The 16,956-nt window shown below is 58.1% G+C and carries 18 protein-coding genes and 2 pseudogenes; 14 read left to right on the forward strand and 6 right to left on the reverse strand.

Going from position 1 to position 16,956, the window contains the following annotated elements:
- Nucleotides 1-580: 580 nt before the first annotated feature.
- From QU481_RS17570 to metC, 5 genes are read right to left on the reverse strand one after another with little or no spacing between them, the layout of a single operon-like run.
- The gene (locus tag QU481_RS17570; RefSeq protein WP_289831322.1) at nucleotides 581-1,324 is read right to left on the reverse strand and encodes an amino acid ABC transporter ATP-binding protein; all 744 of its coding nucleotides are present in this window, start codon (nucleotides 1,322-1,324) and stop codon (nucleotides 581-583) included.
- Between the two features lie 4 nt (nucleotides 1,325-1,328).
- Nucleotides 1,329-2,018 (reverse strand): amino acid ABC transporter permease, encoded by a 690-nt coding sequence (locus QU481_RS17575; protein ID WP_289831323.1) that lies wholly within the window; start codon nucleotides 2,016-2,018, stop codon nucleotides 1,329-1,331.
- A gap of 1 nt (nucleotide 2,019) precedes the next feature.
- Nucleotides 2,020-2,715 (reverse strand): amino acid ABC transporter permease, encoded by a 696-nt coding sequence (locus QU481_RS17580; RefSeq protein WP_289831324.1) that lies wholly within the window; start codon nucleotides 2,713-2,715, stop codon nucleotides 2,020-2,022.
- A gap of 41 nt (nucleotides 2,716-2,756) precedes the next feature.
- Complete coding sequence (locus QU481_RS17585; protein WP_289831325.1) at nucleotides 2,757-3,692, reverse strand: ABC transporter substrate-binding protein; 936 nt, start codon at nucleotides 3,690-3,692, stop codon at nucleotides 2,757-2,759.
- A complete protein-coding gene (gene metC, locus QU481_RS17590) occupies nucleotides 3,673-4,851 on the reverse strand; it encodes a cystathionine beta-lyase (RefSeq protein WP_289831326.1) in 1,179 nt (392 codons plus the stop codon). The genes QU481_RS17585 and metC overlap by 20 nt, the downstream gene beginning before the upstream one ends.
- A gap of 526 nt (nucleotides 4,852-5,377) precedes the next feature.
- Here metC and QU481_RS23930 point away from each other — a divergent pair.
- From QU481_RS23930 to QU481_RS24020, 3 genes and pseudogenes are all read left to right on the forward strand, one after another.
- The gene (locus QU481_RS23930) at nucleotides 5,378-5,830 is read left to right on the forward strand and encodes a helix-turn-helix domain-containing protein (protein ID WP_353962194.1); all 453 of its coding nucleotides are present in this window, start codon (nucleotides 5,378-5,380) and stop codon (nucleotides 5,828-5,830) included.
- A 236-nt stretch (nucleotides 5,831-6,066) separates the two neighbouring features.
- Nucleotides 6,067-6,399, forward strand: a pseudogene (locus tag QU481_RS24015) (transposase); the annotation flags it as partial.
- A gap of 46 nt (nucleotides 6,400-6,445) precedes the next feature.
- Nucleotides 6,446-6,681: pseudogene (locus QU481_RS24020) on the forward strand (IS5/IS1182 family transposase); the annotation flags it as partial.
- A 108-nt stretch (nucleotides 6,682-6,789) separates the two neighbouring features.
- Here QU481_RS24020 and hflX read toward each other — a convergent pair.
- Nucleotides 6,790-8,178, reverse strand: coding sequence for a GTPase HflX (gene hflX / locus QU481_RS17600; RefSeq protein WP_289831328.1), 1,389 nt, complete (start codon nucleotides 8,176-8,178; stop codon nucleotides 6,790-6,792).
- Between the two features lie 242 nt (nucleotides 8,179-8,420).
- On the opposite strand from hflX, the gene QU481_RS17605 reads away from it, so the two are divergent.
- The 11 genes from QU481_RS17605 to QU481_RS17650 all read left to right on the forward strand — a co-directional run.
- A complete protein-coding gene (locus tag QU481_RS17605) occupies nucleotides 8,421-9,689 on the forward strand; it encodes a DEAD/DEAH box helicase (protein ID WP_289831329.1) in 1,269 nt (422 codons plus the stop codon).
- A 94-nt stretch (nucleotides 9,690-9,783) separates the two neighbouring features.
- Nucleotides 9,784-11,175 (forward strand): F0F1 ATP synthase subunit beta, encoded by a 1,392-nt coding sequence (atpD, locus tag QU481_RS17610; protein ID WP_289831330.1) that lies wholly within the window; start codon nucleotides 9,784-9,786, stop codon nucleotides 11,173-11,175.
- A complete protein-coding gene (locus tag QU481_RS17615; protein ID WP_289831331.1) occupies nucleotides 11,172-11,576 on the forward strand; it encodes a F0F1 ATP synthase subunit delta/epsilon in 405 nt (134 codons plus the stop codon). The genes atpD and QU481_RS17615 overlap by 4 nt, the downstream gene beginning before the upstream one ends.
- Complete coding sequence (locus QU481_RS17620; protein ID WP_289831332.1) at nucleotides 11,573-11,848, forward strand: AtpZ/AtpI family protein; 276 nt, start codon at nucleotides 11,573-11,575, stop codon at nucleotides 11,846-11,848. The genes QU481_RS17615 and QU481_RS17620 overlap by 4 nt, the downstream gene beginning before the upstream one ends.
- Nucleotides 11,845-12,543 (forward strand): F0F1 ATP synthase subunit A, encoded by a 699-nt coding sequence (locus QU481_RS17625; protein ID WP_289831333.1) that lies wholly within the window; start codon nucleotides 11,845-11,847, stop codon nucleotides 12,541-12,543. Before QU481_RS17620 ends, QU481_RS17625 begins: the two co-directional genes overlap by 4 nt.
- Complete coding sequence (locus QU481_RS17630) at nucleotides 12,540-12,806, forward strand: F0F1 ATP synthase subunit C (protein WP_289831334.1); 267 nt, start codon at nucleotides 12,540-12,542, stop codon at nucleotides 12,804-12,806. Before QU481_RS17625 ends, QU481_RS17630 begins: the two co-directional genes overlap by 4 nt.
- Before the next feature lie 12 nt (nucleotides 12,807-12,818).
- A complete protein-coding gene (locus QU481_RS17635; protein ID WP_289831335.1) occupies nucleotides 12,819-13,565 on the forward strand; it encodes a F0F1 ATP synthase subunit delta in 747 nt (248 codons plus the stop codon).
- A 5-nt stretch (nucleotides 13,566-13,570) separates the two neighbouring features.
- Nucleotides 13,571-14,998: a F0F1 ATP synthase subunit alpha gene (locus QU481_RS17640; RefSeq protein WP_289831336.1), complete on the forward strand. Its 1,428-nt coding sequence runs from the start codon at nucleotides 13,571-13,573 to the stop codon at nucleotides 14,996-14,998.
- Nucleotides 14,995-15,828, forward strand: a complete 834-nt coding sequence (locus tag QU481_RS17645; protein WP_289831337.1) for a F0F1 ATP synthase subunit gamma — start codon at nucleotides 14,995-14,997, stop codon at nucleotides 15,826-15,828. Before QU481_RS17640 ends, QU481_RS17645 begins: the two co-directional genes overlap by 4 nt.
- Nucleotides 15,825-16,109: an IS3 family transposase gene (locus QU481_RS23935; RefSeq protein WP_353962027.1), complete on the forward strand. Its 285-nt coding sequence runs from the start codon at nucleotides 15,825-15,827 to the stop codon at nucleotides 16,107-16,109. Before QU481_RS17645 ends, QU481_RS23935 begins: the two co-directional genes overlap by 4 nt.
- Before the next feature lie 570 nt (nucleotides 16,110-16,679).
- Nucleotides 16,680-16,956, forward strand: a 277-nt coding sequence (locus QU481_RS17650; protein WP_289831305.1) for a MerR family transcriptional regulator, incomplete at its 3' end; no start/stop codon positions are given.

Below are 16,956 nucleotides of genomic sequence, written 5' to 3' on the forward strand. Positions count from 1 at the left end.
ATCTCCCTCATGGAGAAAGGCCAGATGATCGGACACATCAAGCCGGTCATTCAGGTCAAGGTCGATCAAGCCACTCATTGCATTGCCGCTCCGGATCGAAAATCGGATCTAGCAAAATACCTTCCAGCTTTTCCTTTGGGAAAAAGGCACACTTCCCCCCAAGAGCCGACTCAGCCACACATTGGCCTTTTGCAAATACACCTCGCTACGAGCGTATTGATCTTACTCCACAAGCAACTCCATACAGCACAGCCCCAGTCTGGCGATGGTCGCAGCAGTCTGACGTAGCGGTTGGACTGCATGGCACCAATCATCACCACATAAGGTTGTTCCCGGCGATGATGTCTTTGCATTGAGATATTTTAGCTTACGCGCTTTGTTGTCCCCCTACCAGCCCGGGGTGATAACCGGGCTTAAGATAGACTTTGGGGTCACCTAGCCACTGCATGGAGTGGGACAAATACTCGAGCGGGGATCGGGACATGACTGAGCACAACATGCCGATGACTATGGGATAAACTCACCGCAACTCCCCGTTTGTCGAAATGAACAGGCAAACCAACAGCCCCATCCGTGTCAGCTACACTGCGGCAGCCCAAGGCGACCGAATATCGGAAAGAAAACGCTGGGCCCGTGGGTGTTCCGGTTGTCGGAAGAAGCTCTCCGGCTTCGCACGCTCGAGCACCTTGCCCTGATCCATGAAGATCACCCGGTCGGCCACCTCGCGTGCAAAGCCCATTTCGTGGGTTACGCACACCATGGTCATACCATCTTTGGCCAGCCCTTTCATCGCTTGCAATACCTCACCCACCATTTCCGGGTCGAGTGCGGAAGTGGGCTCATCAAATAGCATGACAGGAGGGTTCATGGCCAAAGCACGGGCAATCGCCACACGCTGTTGCTGTCCGCCGGACAGCTGCGCAGGGTAAGCCTCGGCCTTGTGTGCCAGCCCGACCCGGTCCAGTAAGGCTAGCGCCGTATCACGCGCCTCGGCTCGGCTCTTTTTCAACAGGCGCATCGGAGCCAGGGTGCAGTTCTGCAATACCGTCAAATGGGGAAACAAATTGAACTGCTGGAACACGAAGCCGATCCGGCTGCGAAGGCCATCCACATTCACCTCTTTGGCATAGATGTCCTGTCCATCGATCTGGATGCACCCGCTCTGGATTGGCTCAAGGCGGTTCAGCGTTCTAATCATGGTGGACTTACCAGAACCAGACGGGCCACACACCACGACGACTTCGCCTTTTCCGACACTCTCGCTGATATCGGCCAATGCGTGGTAATCACCATACCATTTATTGACGCTTTCCAATTTTATCATGGCATTACACCTTTACGGAACGAACGGCGAGCTGACGCTCCAGCCAGAAAGCAAAACGTGATAAACCAAAGCACATCACAAAATAAGTCAAGCCAAGCAGCAAATAGATCTCTGCCGGTTTGGTCATTAGTTGCGTGCTGATTTGCCCTGCCACAAATGAAACCTCCGACAAACTGATGATATAGCCAAGCGAGGTTTCCTTGACGGAGGAAATAAACTGGTTGACCAATGATGGCAGCATATTACGCAGGGCTTGAGGCAAAACTACCAGCACCATCGACTGTAGGTAAGAGAATCCGAGTGAACGGGCACTTTCCATTTGCCCTCGTGGCAGACCTTCAATACCGGCTCGGATAATTTCAGAAAGATAGGCACCGTCAAATATTACTAGCGCTGCCAGCATGGTGCTGAACTGGTCTGTTTTGTGCCCGGTCAGTGTCGGCAACAAGAAATAAGCCCAGAAAATGACCATGAGCAGCGGCGTGCCGCGAATGACATAGATTAAGCCAGTAACGGGCAACCTCAACATGGGGAAAGGGCTAATCCGGCACATGGCTAGCAGCAAGCCAACAGGGAGTGCAAACAAAAGGGCCAATGCTGCCAATATCAGAGTCAGCGCCAGCCCTCCTAAAGGTCCGTGTGGATACTGGCCGATTAAATAAAACACCCCAAAGTTCTTGAGAATATCGAACATGTCAGGCACTCCTAACTGGATAGCGCTGCTGATACCAACTGGATAGCAGGGTAATCAATAAAGAGATGCTCAAATATGCAGCCGTTGCAAAACTGAATGCTTCATAGCTTCTAAATGAAGCACTTTCCACCTGCTGCGCCTGGTACATCATTTCCCCAACCCCAATCACCATGGCAATACTGGTGTTTTTCCAGAGGTTGAGCATTTGGCTAATCAGAGGTGGAATAGTCAACCGCAAAGACTGGGGCAATATGACTAGGCGCATCGTATCAAGAAAGCCAAAGCCAAGAGCTCGCCCTGCCTCCATCTGCTCCTTAGGTATCGATCGTATGCCGCTTCGGATATCCTCAGCCATATAAGCCGATGTATAGAGAACCAATGCAATTACTGAACTGGCTGCTTCGACATTGCGTTCATATAACCAAGCCTTGACGGGTTCTGGCAATATTTCCGGGGCGCCAAAATACCAGAACAGCATATGCGCCAGGAGTGGAACGTTGCGGATGCTTTCAACATAAGCAATGGCGGCTGCCCGAAAAATGGAGACGGGAGAAAGCCGCAACACCGCAATGAGTAATGCCATGGGCAGAGAAAAAATCAGGGTCAGTAAGGCCAACTTAATCGAGAGCAGCAAGCCAGCAACCAGCCAATCATGATATTGCCCTGACAATAAAACAGAGAGATTGAAGTTATACATTGGCTCACTCCAGGCCCGGAAAAAGCCGGGCCCACGTCAAATTAGTCTATTTTATCGGTAGCGATCTTGAATGTGCGTTGTTGGAAATGCATATTGGTGCTTGGGCCGAACCACTTCATAAACAGCTTATCTGCTTCTCCGGAAACTTCAAGGTTATGCAGCACTTTATTGATCTGATCATGGAAAGCCGGCTCTCCTTTCTTCAAACCAAAGGCTAGATGCTCGGTAGAAATGCTCTGAGGAAGAATAGTGTAATCTTTTGCTGCAGCACCAAGCTTGGAATAATTATCCAGCAGCGACGTCTCATCATTAACGTAGCCAATTCCCTTACCTTGCTGCAAAGCAAGGAAAGCTTGCGGGCTATTGTCGAACGATACGATTTCGGCGGTAGGCAGTGCCTTCTTAGTATTCTGTTCCATCGAAGAGCCCTTGACCGTCAGAACCTTCTTACCGGCCAGACTTGTCAATTGATTCACGCCACTGGACTTTTTTACCATCACCTTTTGGCCGGTAATGAAGGTGGACAACGAAAAGTCGATCAAGGCCTCACGCTCATGATTATGTGTCAGAGAGGCCGCCAACAGATCCACCCGGCCTTGCTGCAACTCCGGAATGCGAGCGGCCACTGCCAGCTGTTTCAATACTGGTTTGACGCCAATGCTCTTAGCCACGTCGTTGCACAGATCGACTTCGTAGCCCACTATCTCCCGGCTGGACTGATCCTTGATGAAGCTAAATGGTTCATCAGTGCCCAGCACCCCGCATACCAGTTCGCCCTTCTGCTTGATGTCCGCCAACTGGTCGGCCATGGCGTGTACGCTGACACACCCAAGCAGGGCCAGGGCGGCAAACTGCGGGGCAAACTTCACGACATTGCTTTTTTTCATCATTTTCTCCTTTGTACAAAGTCTCCAGCGGCTGCTGGCAGATGTAGCGGGCTGAGTTTGTCTTTCAGGGTCAAACATCAACCGTTTCACGCAGCCTTTCCAGGCCGGCATGAAGATCGGCAATCAAGTCATCCGGATGTTCGAGCCCGACATGAATGCGAATCAGTGGGCCCTTGCTATGCCAAGACGTCGCAGTACGGCAGGAGGCAGGATCGGTAAGTAAAATGAGGCTTTCATACCCTCCCCAGCTATACCCCATCCCGAACAGTTGCATGCCATCTAGCATGGCAGAGACCGCTGACGCCGGCATGGCTTGAAGTTGGATGGCAAATAGGCCACAGGCGCCAGTGAAATCTCGCCGCCAAATGTCATACCCGGGGGAGCCGGGCAAAGCGGGATAAAGCACCTGCTCGACCTCAGGCTGCGCTGCCAACCAGGCAGCGACTTGATGCGCATTGCGCTGGTGCCGCTCCAAACGGGCAGAAAGGGTGCGCAGACCGCGCAGAGCGAGGTAGGCATCGTCTGCGCTGATGGAAAGTCCAAGTTGTTTATAAAAGCCCCGCACTTGGGGGTAGAGTGCCCTGCTAGTCATGATGACCCCCATCAGCACATCCGAATGACCGACGATATATTTGGTAGCGGCATGGATCGAGATATCAACTCCGTGCTTGAACGAGGGGAAATGGATTGGTGTGCCCCAGGTATTATCAAGCATGACCACGGCACCATACTCGTGCGCAACTGCACTGATGGCCGGAATATCCTGCACTTCGAATGTAAGCGATCCAGGCGACTCTACGAAAACCACCCGGGTATTGGGCTGCATCAGTTCGCGAATGCCCCCGCCGATTTTCGGGTCATAATAAGTTGTTTCAATTCCTAGCCGTTTGAGCGTTCCTTCGCAGAAGGCGCGCGTCGGGTCATAAACCGAATCGGTCATTAGCAAATGATCACCGGGCTTGAGCATGGCCAGCAGAGCACAGGTCAGGGCAGACAAGCCACTAGGCGTCAGCATGGCTCCGAAAGCGCCCTCCAGCTCACATAGGGCCGCCTCCAGAGCTCGTGTGGTGGGGTTACCATGACGACCATAAGTATTTAAAGTGCCATGCACCGCTTGCAGGGCTTCTACCGTTGGGAATAGCAAGGTGGATGCCCGATAAACCGGAGTGTTGACTGTTCCACCTAATTTCTTCGGTTCCCTCCCGCTGTGGGAGAGCAATGTTTCATGGTGAAACTTAGGCGCCTGCATGCAATTTCCTCATCGGGGTCGAAGGGGAGTTGCCTCCCTCGTTTACAGAATTTCTACACCTCGTGAGGAAACTTTATCCTTCAACTTCAAAAATAGGTTTTCTTATTTTGGTTAAAATTACGTGGTATTTAGAAAAAAATTCTCTAATTACTCTAAAGACTAGAAATTTTTTCTACACCAAAGCTATCTGCCACGTATTTCAGCCACCTCAGCAATGAACTCGCACTACTAGCAGGATAAAAATCACCTTAAGAAAAATCTTTTCATCGCAATTGGGTTTGTTCATGTAATGGCCCCTCTTTCAGAGCCGGCATCGCGGTGCCACGGTGAGTTTGCCTCCGACTCCCAGACCGAAGGGAGCGTCACTATGAACATCACGACGATCGGGCTGTGTGCAAGCCTTCACTGGCCGGAGTAAGTGCTCATAAGAAATTGGTCTGATTCTTGTCAGAACTCGCATGGACTCGATTGACCACCGAACCGCCTGAAGTGCACCGTACAACTGACCGAGGACGGGCGCCTGACGTTGCAACAACTCGCCCTGAATCACCGGCATCGGGACATTCGCACTCGCGCTACTGGTATGTTGCACCTAGCTCGCGGACTCAAGCACAAGGAGATTGCGGCTGAGATCGGCGTTAGCCATCACCCCCTCTACAACTGGTCCAAAGCCTGGCGTGATGCCGGTTTTTGCTGGCCATTGGTCGGCCACCATGGCGGGCGTGGCCCTGCCTTACCCCCGGGGATGATTGTGACGGCGGTCGCCGCCGCCCAGGAAAAGTCCATGACTTTAGCCAGGATTGCCCAGCGCGTCGAAGTCGAACACGGCTTGCTCCCTGGAAACCCTGTCCAAGGCGCTGAAAGGCGCCGGACTCTCCTAAAAGAGGCCCGCGTCTCGTTGAAAAAAGCGAGACGCCGAGGCCTTTGCCGTGAAAGCGGCAACGCTTGCCAAGTAACAAGCAGCAGCTCGTACCGGTGATTGCCGACTGTTCTACTTTGACAAAGCCGGATTCTCGGCGTCCCCGTCTTTGCAGGACGGCGTATTCCCACGCGGCAAGGCGCACAGAGTGGATTCCAACCTCATTGCAAATGTTCGGTGCTGGGGTGCTCGACTAGGCGGTCAATCCGCTGCAGTATGTGGTCCCTGCCTGAGGGGTCAAGTGCCCGACAGTCGTTCTGTTTCTGGATCAACTGGCCCAACAAGGCGATAGCCGCGTGACCTTTGCGGTCATTCAGACGGCGCTGACGCTGAAGGTCTTGTTCAAGCTCGCGTTGCGGCAAGCGCGAGGCTTGGTATGCAGTGTGTTGAAGCTGTTAGGACTGGACTGGCCGGCGCCCTACTTCAGCACGGTCAGCAGATGGCAGGCCACCCTGGCCGTCAACATTCCTGTTTAACGTCGGGCCGAACCGTTGCATCTGCAGGTTGACCGCACCTAGATCAAAATCTGTGGTGAGGGCAAATGGAAGGTCAAAAAGGGCGGAGCCGAGTACCGCCGGGCTTGGCGTAAGGTCCATTTGGCCATCGATTCCGTGACGCTGGATGTCCGGAGTCATCGTGCCGCCGAGGCGGTGGAAAGACCACACCGACTTTGCCCAAGCGCGGAATGACACCTTGGCCGCTGCCAAGCATCTGGGGGGCGGTTATGGAAGAAGTGGAGCCATTACCATCGGCGCAGCCTGGTCGAAACGACCATGATGCATTTCAAGTTGTTGGGGGAATGACTGGCAGCTCGCCAGCCGGCGCGGCAGGTAGCCAAGGTATCTGTGCGCTGTGCGATTCTGAATACGTTCAACCGGCTGGGCGGGCCGGTGACGGTTGCTCACGCCTGAAGTCCGCATGGGGTTGGGGCCGGTTGGCCTGCGCCAAAGTAATGCAACAACCCCGTTTCCTTCAATCGGCAGATTGGTAGTCGGCTCAGGCGTTGCTGCGACCGCGCCTCAGACTTCCCAGTATTCCTTTTCCCGACCCTGCGAGCCGGGATTGAGCTGCTCGTGCAGACTGCGCAGTTTTTCCGGCTCGCCACGCACGCGGAACCAGCTGCCCTCTTCCTCTGCACGCTCTTCCAGCACCTGGCAGTGGCTGTAGATTTCACCACGCAGCTGTTGCGTCGACCACGGCAGCAGCAGCTCGTCTTCCACCAGATCCTGCTGGAAGAAGGAGACGATAGTCGCGCGTAGGCTGGCTACTTCCTCCGGACGACGCGCACTCATCACCACGCAGCCCGGATAGCGTTCCTGCAGTTTGGCAGTCCAGGCAGCCTGCTCGGCTTCATCACCAACATGGTCAATCTTGTTAAACACACGAATGCACGGCACTTCGTCGGCGCCGATTTCCTGCAGCACCTCGTCGGTCACTTCCAGCTGGCGCTGGAAACCGGGGTCACTGGCATCAATCACATGCAGCAACAGCGCCGCATCCAGCGCTTCTTCCAGCGTAGACTTGAAAGAGGCCACCAGTCCGTGAGGCAGGTTCTTGATGAAGCCGACAGTATCGCTGACCAACACGCGCGGCACACTTTCCGGGTAGAGAGCACGCACTGTGGTGTCCAGCGTGGCGAACAGTTTGTTGGCCACTAGCACCTCGCTGCCAGTCAGCGCCCGCATCAGCGTGGACTTGCCGGCATTGGTATAACCCACTAGCGATACCCCACCCAGGCCCTGGCCCTGACGTTCCAGACGGCGCGCGCGCTGGGTCTTGCGTTCCAGTTCCATGGTGATGATTTCGCGTTGCAGCTCGGCGATGCGGTCACGTACCTTGCGACGGTCCAGCTCGGTATGCGATTCACCGGCACCACGCCCACCCGTGCCGCTGCGCTGCCGTCCTTGCGGACCGGCCAGCTTGGCCGCTTCACGCAGACGCGGCGCCATATAGCCGAGACGGGCGATTTCCACCTGAGCGCGTGCCGCGCGCGAGCGGGCATTACGATGGAAAATCTCCAGGATGACCATGGTGCGGTCCATTACCTCACAACCAACGGCCAGTTCCAGATTGCGCGCCTGTGACGGCGAGATTTCGTGGTCAACCAGCAGCACGTCGAACTCGACAGTACTGGGGCCCAGCTCTTGTGGCTCTTCTTCCAGCTCGCCGACGCGGATGCCACGATTGACGAACATGCTGATTTCTTCCAGCTTGCCCACGCCCAGATAGGCCGTGCGGTCGAAGCTGTTACGCTTTTGAACAAAAGTCTGCACCACTTGAAAACCCAGCGTCTTGGCCAACTCGCTCAGTTCGACGAGCGAGGCCTCGAACTCGACATCACTGACATCCGGCAACTGGACCGAGGTCACAATGGCGTAGCGAGGCTTCTCTTTGACTTCTGTTTGCATGTGCAGATTGCTTTATTTGGTGACGAGCCCAGATATTACTTACAAATGGCACTTTCCGCTGGCTGGATGAGTGACTGGCAATCGATCCCCAGCCACCGGCAGCCCCCAGGAAAGCAAGCGCCACCATCTGGGCGCACACCGGCTGCTACCACGCAACGCCTTCCTTGACCACGTGGCTGGTGCCACCGATACTCCTGCGGCCCCAGGCCACAAGCTCCCCACACTCATACCCGTCACCATTCATGCCATTCACTTCTATAGGCCTGCAACCCTCACTGGTTCAGGCCGCCCTCAGTCAGGGCTACATTGCCCCCACCGCCATCCAGGGCACCGCCATTCCTGCCATTTTGCAGGGCCGTGATGTGCTGGCCACCGCGCAAACCGGCTCCGGCAAGACTGCGGCCTTCTGTCTGCCGCTGTTGCAGCAATGGCTGACGAGTCGCCAGGGTTCGCCACGTCAGGTCCAAACGCTGATCTTGCTGCCCACTCGCGAACTGGCGGTTCAGGTCGGCAACACCCTGCGCGAACTGGCCCTGTCCCTGCCTCGGAGCGTGAAGGTGGCCGTGGTCTATGGCGGCGTCTCCATCAACCCGCAGATGATGACCCTGCGCGGAGGGGCCGACATCGTGGTGGCCACCCCTGGACGACTACTGGACTTGATCGCGTCCAATGCACTAAATATTTCCACCGTCAGCTCCCTGGTACTGGACGAGGCCGACCGTCTGCTCGACCTTGGTTTTGCTGACGAACTTGGCAGCCTGCTGGCCTTGCTGCCCCCCTACCGGCAGAACCTGCTGTTTTCCGCTACTTTCCCGCCCGCCGTCCACACACTGGCGGAACAACAACTGAGCCAGCCACTGCGCATCGACATTGCGCAAGCCGCTGCCACTGCACCGGATATCCGCCAGCGCGCCATCGAAGTGGATGCCAGCCAGCGCACTATGTTGCTGCGCCACCTGTTGCAGACACATGGATGGGACCGGGTACTGGTGTTCGTGGCCAGCCGGCAGGCTGCCGACCGGGTGACCGGCAAGCTGCAAAGTGCCGGCATCCGTGCTGCTGCCCTGCATGGCGATTGCAGCCAGGGACAGCGCGGCCAAGTACTGGCCAACCTCAAGTCGGGACAACTGCAGGTCCTGGTGGCCACCGACGTGGCGGCTCGCGGCATCGACATTCCCCTCCTGCCGGTGGTGTTCAACTACGATCTGCCACGCTCGCCAGTGGACTACACCCATCGTATCGGCCGTACCGGCCGAGCCGGTGCTAGCGGCGAAGCGATCAGCTTCATCAGCGCCGACTGCGCCGCCCATTTCCAGCTGATCGAAAAGCGGCAGCAGCTACGGCTGCAGCGCGAACAGATTGCCGGTTTCGAGCCAACTGTCACCGCGAACGTCGTTAACGCAGGCTACACCGCAGAACAAGCCGGCAACGGCGGCATCAAGGGCAAACGCAAGAGCAAGAAAGACAAGCTGCGCGAAGCCGCCGCTCAACAGCAGGCGGACAACAGCTAGGGCGAGTCATGGCGACAGTGCTGTGGTCAGCTCCATATGACGGCCATCATATGGTTCCGACCACAGATCATTTGGGCGCAACTATAGTCACCGTATGACAACGTCGCCCTCAGACCTCTTGCAGGCTGCCCCAACGATCGGCCACGTCATAGCCGTGCGCGGCCCTGTGGTGGATATTCGCTGCCTGCGGCCACCTGCGCTCGGTCAGGCTCTGCAATTGCTTGCAGATGGCGAGATCGTCACGCTTGAAGTGTTCCAACATCTGGATGAAACGTGCGTACGTGCCATCGCTCTGCATCCCACCAATGGCCTCTCGCGTGGCCAAGTGGTCACCGACACTGGCGGCCCTTTGGCAGTACCGGTCGGCGATGACTGTTTGGGGCGCTTGCTCGACGTGCTGGGGCACCCGCTCGACGGTGGACCACCGCTCAAAGCCAGTTTCCATTGTCCGATCTTGACCCCTGCACCGCCACTGATCGACACAGTGCCCGCCGAAACCATGCTGCCCACTGGTATCAAGGTCATTGACCTGTTGTGCCCATTTGTACGCGGTGGCAAAACCGGGCTGTTCGGCGGTGCCGGCGTAGGTAAGACAGTGCTGATGATGGAGTTCATGCATTCAGTAAGTAGCCTGTACCGGGGCGTGTCGGTGTTCGCCGGGGTGGGTGAACGGATACGCGAAGGACATGAGCTATGGAAAGAGATGAGCAAAAGTGGCGTCATGACGCGCTCTGTACTGGTATTCGGGCAAATGGACGAATCACCTGGTGTCCGCTACCACGCAGGCTTCACCGGGCTCACCTATGCTGAATACTTACGTGATCACGGCCACGGCGAAGTACTGTTCCTGATGGACAACCTGTATCGCTTCGTGCAGGCCGGTACCGAGATATCTGGCTTGCTTGGGCGCATGCCGGCCAGTGTGGGCTACCAGCCGACGCTATTGACCGAAGTAGCCAGTCTGGAAGAACGCATCCTGTCGACCCGGACCGGCGCCATCACCGCGGTGCAGGCGGTGTACGTCCCTGCCGACGACATGAGCGACCCGGCGGTGACCGCCATCATGGCCCACCTAGATGCCAGCGTGATCCTGTCTCGCGAGCAGGCGGCGCGCGGCATCTACCCGGCGGTGGACCCCCTCGCCTCGGGTAGTCGACTGCTCGACCCGCGTGTGGTGGGCGAACACCATTACCGGGTGGCGCGTGCGGTGCGAGAGCACCTGGCACGCTACAAGGAGTTGGAAGACATCATCGCCATGCTCGGCGTAGAAGAACTTGGTGCAGAAGACCGCCGTGTGGTGGCCCGGGCACGCCGGTTGCAGCGCTACCTGACCCAGCCGTTCGAGGTGGTAGCCGAGCATACTGGCCTACCCGGCGTGTCGGTTGCCCTGGAGGCCACACTGGGTGACTGCGAGCGCTTTCTCGACGGTGCCTACGATCATTTGGCCGAAGAGGATTGCTATATGCGCGGAGCCATGCCGATATGAGCGCGCTGACACTCGAAATGCTCGACGGGCACAACATAGAGCGGCTAGAGAACATCGTCAGCCTAGTGGCCGAAGAAGCGACCGGGCAATTCGGCCTCCTGCCCGGGCATGAGGCCCTGATCACCGCGCTGCAGCCAGGACTGGTGCGCTGCCGGCTTAGCGATGGCAGCTGGCGCCACCTCGCCTGCAGCGGCGGTGTATTGCTCTGCCGTAACAACTTGGTGCAACTGGTGAGCGCACGCTTTCTAAGCGCCGAGCATCACGAACAGTTGACCGCCCAACTGGAGAATCGGCTCCAGCGCGAACGGCGCGACCGCACCACCGACCAGCAAGCGCGAGTGGAACTCGAACGGGCATTGATCAAACGGTTGCGCGAATGGTCAGAGGCTCGTCGCTCATGAGCCGACGCGACGACAAGCTGCGCGATAGCCTCAAGATGCAGCTTGAGCGTCGCCGGCGGTTCAAGCCCTCCGGGCCGATCGGACTGATCCTGATCGGCGGCACAGTTGGTTTGCTGTTCGTGGTGCCGCTACTGCTCGGTGCCTACCTCGGACGCTGGCTCGATTCACATCAGACCGGTTACTCGGTGCGCTGGACAGTCAGTTTGATTGTGCTCGGCATCGTTGTCGGCGCCTACAATGTGTACCGCTTTCTGAAAGGGCTGGACCAATGAATGGTCTATCCGGCAACACCTGGTTCACGGTGGCCGGTATCGGCCTGAGCGAGACGCTACTGCTGTCGATAGCGCTGACCGGGCTGTTCGCTTTGCTAGCTTACGTGCTCGGGCGCAGCCTGTCCGCCAGCCCGGGCCGCCTGCAGGTGGTGGCCGAAGCCGCGCTGACCCTGATGACCGAGGCGGTAGCCGAGGTGGTGCCGCCAGCAGCGGTACCGCGTGTGCTCCCTTTTATCGCCACGCTGTGGCTGTTCATTCTGGCCGCCAACCTGCTTGGTCTGGTACCGGGCCTGTCGGCGCCCACGCGCGACCTTTCGGTCACCGCAGCGCTGGCGGTACTGGTCTTCTTGGCCGTGCACGTGTACGGCGTCCGCGCAGCTGGCTGGCGCCGCTACCTGCGTCATTACCTGCAACCGAGCCCGATCCTACTGCCGTTTCACCTGATCAGTGAACTCACTCGCACGCTAGCCTTGGCGGTACGTCTATTCGGCAACATGATGAGTCTGGAAATGGCTGCGCTTCTGGTGCTGCTGGTGGCCGGATTTTTGGTGCCGGTGCCCTTGCTGCTGCTACATGTGATCGAGGCGCTGGTGCAGGCCTATATCTTCGGCATGCTGGCATTGATCTATATCGGCGGCGCCCTCGAAGCCGCGTCGACATCAGAGTCTCCCTCCCCGAAGGAGCCTGCAACATGACCGACATCCACCTTTTCAGCACAGTGTCCACCGTGGTGGCCGGCTTGGCCATTGCAATGGGTGTGTTCTTTCCCGCTCTTGCCATGGGGCGTGCCATCGCCCAAGCACTTGATGCGCTGGCGCGCCAGCCCGAAGCGGAAAAGGCGATCAGCCGTACCCTTTTCATTGGCCTCGCGATGATCGAGTCGCTGGCAATCTACTGCCTCGTGGTGGTGTTGATCATCCTGTTTCGTAACCCGCTCCTCGAATACTTGCTGCATTGACGGAGAGTGGCCATGGGCATGGATGCCACCACCTTCATCCTGGAAATCGTCAATTTCCTGGTTCTTCTGTGGCTAATGACGCGCTTCTTGTACCGGCCACTGCAGGCAGCCATCGCCAAGCGGCAGCAGCAAGATGCCGAGGCGCGCCAGTCGTTGCAAGCCGCACGCGCCGAACTTGAAGCACAGCGGGCCCAATTGGCTGCGCAGCAAGCCGACCAGGAAGGCCTACGCGACGCCGCGCACCGACAGCTGGCAGTCGAAATCGAGGCCGAGCGCACGCGCCAGCTGGCCAAGCTGGATGTCGAGCTGGATGCCGAACGCGCCAGGGCTGAGGCGCGCCTGGCGGCTCGTCTGGCACAGCAAGCTCAGCAACAGGACGTGGCGGCGGCACAGCGCGCCCAAACTTTTCTGCGCGGCTATCTAGAGCGGTTGGCCGGGCCGGAACTCGAGCAGGCCATCATCAGGTTGTTCCTGGCAGACCTGGCTGCGCTGCCGGAGGAACGTCGCAGTCAGTTGCTGGGCAGCGCTGCCGCCGTAATCGAGGTAACGAGTGCATACGAGACCGCTGAGCCACTGCGCCGTGAAGTCGAAACCGCCCTCACTGTGCAGCTCGGCACCGCATCGGGGTTTCGTTGGCAGCAAGAGCCGGCACTTATCGCCGGCTTGGCCGTTCGGCTCAATGGACATTTGCTGGAAGCGAGCCTAGCCAAATCACTCGAGGCGTTTCACACCTCATCACTCGCGCCGAACCAGGTGTAGACCGGATGAACACCGTGACGCCAGCCATTGGCCTTACCATTGAGGAGCGCGGCGAGATTCTCGGTATTGCTGATGGCATCGCATGGATTTCCGGTCTGCCCTCGGCGCAGCGCGGCGAGCTGCTTGACCTCGAAGACGGCAGCTACGCGCTGGCCGACCAGCTCGACGAGAAGCTGATCGGCGCCATCCTGCTCCACCCATCGCGCAGCATTGCTGCCGGCACGGGTGTGCGCCGATCAGGCCGCAGGCTAACCATCCCCGGCGGCGACACGCTGCTGGGCCGCGTGGTCGACCCTCTCGGCCGCCCGCTGGACGGCTTGCCGGCCCCGCAGCGTACCACGCCGTTCCCTCTCGAAGCGCCTTCCCCGTCAATCACCGCTCGAACCGTTGTCAGCCGCCCGCTTTACAGCGGCAATACTATTATTGATACCTTACTACCGATCGGGCGTGGGCAGCGTCAGCTGATCATCGGCGACGACGGTACCGGCAAGAGCGCATTGGCGCTCGACGCCGTGATCCACCAAATTGGCCAAAACGTGCGCTGCGTCTATGTATTGATCGGTCAGCGCCGCGCCGCCGCCATAGAGGTGATCGACCTGCTCACGCAATCGGGCGCACTCGCCCACACCACCGTGGTGGTGGCCGAAGCCAGCGCGCTGCCGGGCATCCAGTACCTAGCGCCGTTCGCCGGCTGCGCACTGGCGGAAGGATGGATGCGCGCAGGCCACGACGTGCTGATCGTGTTCGACGATCTTGGTCAACACGCGCAGGCCTACCGCGAGCTGTCGCTGCTACTGCGCCGCCCGCCCGGGCGTGAGGCCTATCCAGGTGACATTTTCTACCTGCACTCTCGCCTGCTTGAACGCGCCACTGCCTTGGCTCCCGAGCACGGTGGCGGCAGCCTGACCGCACTGCCGATCGTGCCCACCCAGTTGGGAGAACTGGCGGCCTATATCCCGACTAACCTGATTTCGATCACCGACGGCCAGATCTACCTGAGCCACCCCCTGTTCGCTGCAGGCATTCTGCCCGCCATCGACATCGGCCGTTCGGTGTCGCGCATCGGCGGCAAAGCGCAAGACCGGCCGATCGCACGCGAAGCCGGCCGGCTACGGCTCGACTACCTGCAGTTTCTTGAACTGGAAATGTTCACCCGCTTCGGGACGCGGCTGGAACCTGGCATGTCTGAGCGAGTGGCGCGCGGACATCTGCTGCGCGAACTGTTTCGGCAAGGCCGACTGGAACCGCGCCCAATTACCTACCAGATGGCCTGGCTCATCGCGCTTAACCAGGGCTGGTTGGATGGTCTGGATGCCAATGCATTAGTACCACTGCTCGCACAGCTTGCCCGGCACACCGCCAGCGCACCAATACTGACCGCACCGCGCGAACAGTGGATTGCAGCCGTGTCCGGCTGGCTGGGTCGCTCATGAGCTGCACCGCCCTGCGCGAGCACCTACGCCTGCTCGCCGACCTGTCCAAGATCGTCAGCGCCATGCGCAACCTCGCTTACGCCGAGCTACAGCGGCTCAACCGCATGGTGGCGGTGCAAGCGCATACGGAACAGGTGGTATTGCAAGCCTTGGCGGATAGCAGGGCTGGGCAACTGGCCGGCTCTGGACAGGCGTATTGGCTGGTGATCGGGGCGGAACGTGGCTTCTGCGGAGGCTTCAATGAAAACCTGCTGAACGCCTTGCCGGTGCTGAACATGAACCACCCCAATACGGTCTGGTTCGCGTCCGGCGAGCGTCTGTGCCAGCGCTTGTCGCCCTTGCTTCCCCCGTTCGAGGCACTCTCTGGTTGTAACTCGGCAGAAGAAGCCTCCGAATCTGTAGATGTCTGGCTCGATACACTGTGGCCACGATGGATCACCACTGGGGGCGGCGCAGAACTCTTTGTGCTGCACCACGCTGAACATGGCTTGTGCGAACGCCGTCTGCTGCCACTGCCGGTACTGCCCGCCCCTTCGCCAGGGGCGGAACCACTACGTACGCTACCGAATGCAGTGCTGCTGCCCAAACTACAGGCCGAGTGGCTACGCGTTGGCCTTTTGGGGGCACTGTACCAGTCGCTCCTGCATGAAAACCGCTGGCGACTGGCACAGATGCAACGCGCCCAAGATCATTTGGATGAGGCTAACAGTCGCCTGATGCGCGCCTACTTCCGCCAGCGCCAAGCCGACATCACCGGAGAGCTGGAAACGCTGATGTCGTCGCTTGATGTTACAGCCACTGATCGGTCCGGCTTGAGAGGGGAAGAATGACATCACTGGTCTGTGAGCTTGGGCGTGGATTTCGGATACCAAGCGTAGTCAGATATTCCCAGCAATCCTTGTGCTGTGTGCTGTCGGTCAGCACCAGTGGTTTTGCCGACTGGAAGGCAGGCGGCGGAACGGCACAATGGTTGTCGGATGCCCAGCTATTGGGGCTGATTCGAAGCGTCCATGCCGAATTCAACGGTGCCTATGTCTCGCCCAGAATTTACCAAGAGCTCAAGTTTCGTGGGCTCCCAGTGAGCAAGGCACGGATTCGACGTCTGATGTAGCGGCACGGCATTCGTGCCCGCGCAAGCGACGCGACAAGGTCACCACCGACAGCAAGCATGCGCTGGCCGAATTTCAGGCTCCATTGTCGGGGTCTCGTTGCTGACTAGGATACCCGTGGGGCCATCAACTCTTCGATGTCACGGAAGCTCAGAGTAAATCGGAAGTACAGTCAGACAGCATGGCAGATGATTTCGGCCGGGTATCGGTGTCGCCGGTAGTTTGGACGGGAGTTCATGCCAAAACTCTACCGGAACCGCTGCTGGCGTTATGTTGTAAATGCCTGCCCGTACATCCACTGACCGCATATCAGGATGGTGGTCTCGTTCATGCGCCAGCTTGTTCCCACGGGCGCTTGCTACGACGACACGTCTTGCTGCGACACATCCGATCAGAGTTTTCCTGTGCTATTTTGACAAAATGCTATGCGCAAGCGTTTTTTAGCTGGCTCACTGCAGGCAAAGTACATTCCAAGACGGGACTGGCTTGTCATCCATATGTTCAGTGAAGCGACACTTGGAGCTAACAACTGTTACTTGAAACTTGCTCATAGTTGTTTATAACTGCTCACTATGAGCAAGCAATATCGAATCAATGAGTTCGCCAAGCGCATCGGTCGAGCGACCAGTACGGTTCGCCGCTGGGAACGAGAAGGCAAACTGACGGCTAAACGGATGCCGTCGGGACACCGTTATTTTGACGAGTCGGATGTTCGCACCATACTAGGTGGTGCACCGGAACGTCGGCTGACGGTGGTGTATTGCCGGGTGTCCCGCGCCGGTCAAAAGGATGATCTGGAATCTCAGATCAAGGCGATGGAAGCGTATTGTCTGGCCGGGGCCATTGCTG

This window comes from Crenobacter oryzisoli (assembly GCF_030385785.1).
Lineage (GTDB): Bacteria > Pseudomonadota > Gammaproteobacteria > Burkholderiales > Chromobacteriaceae > Crenobacter_A > Crenobacter_A oryzisoli.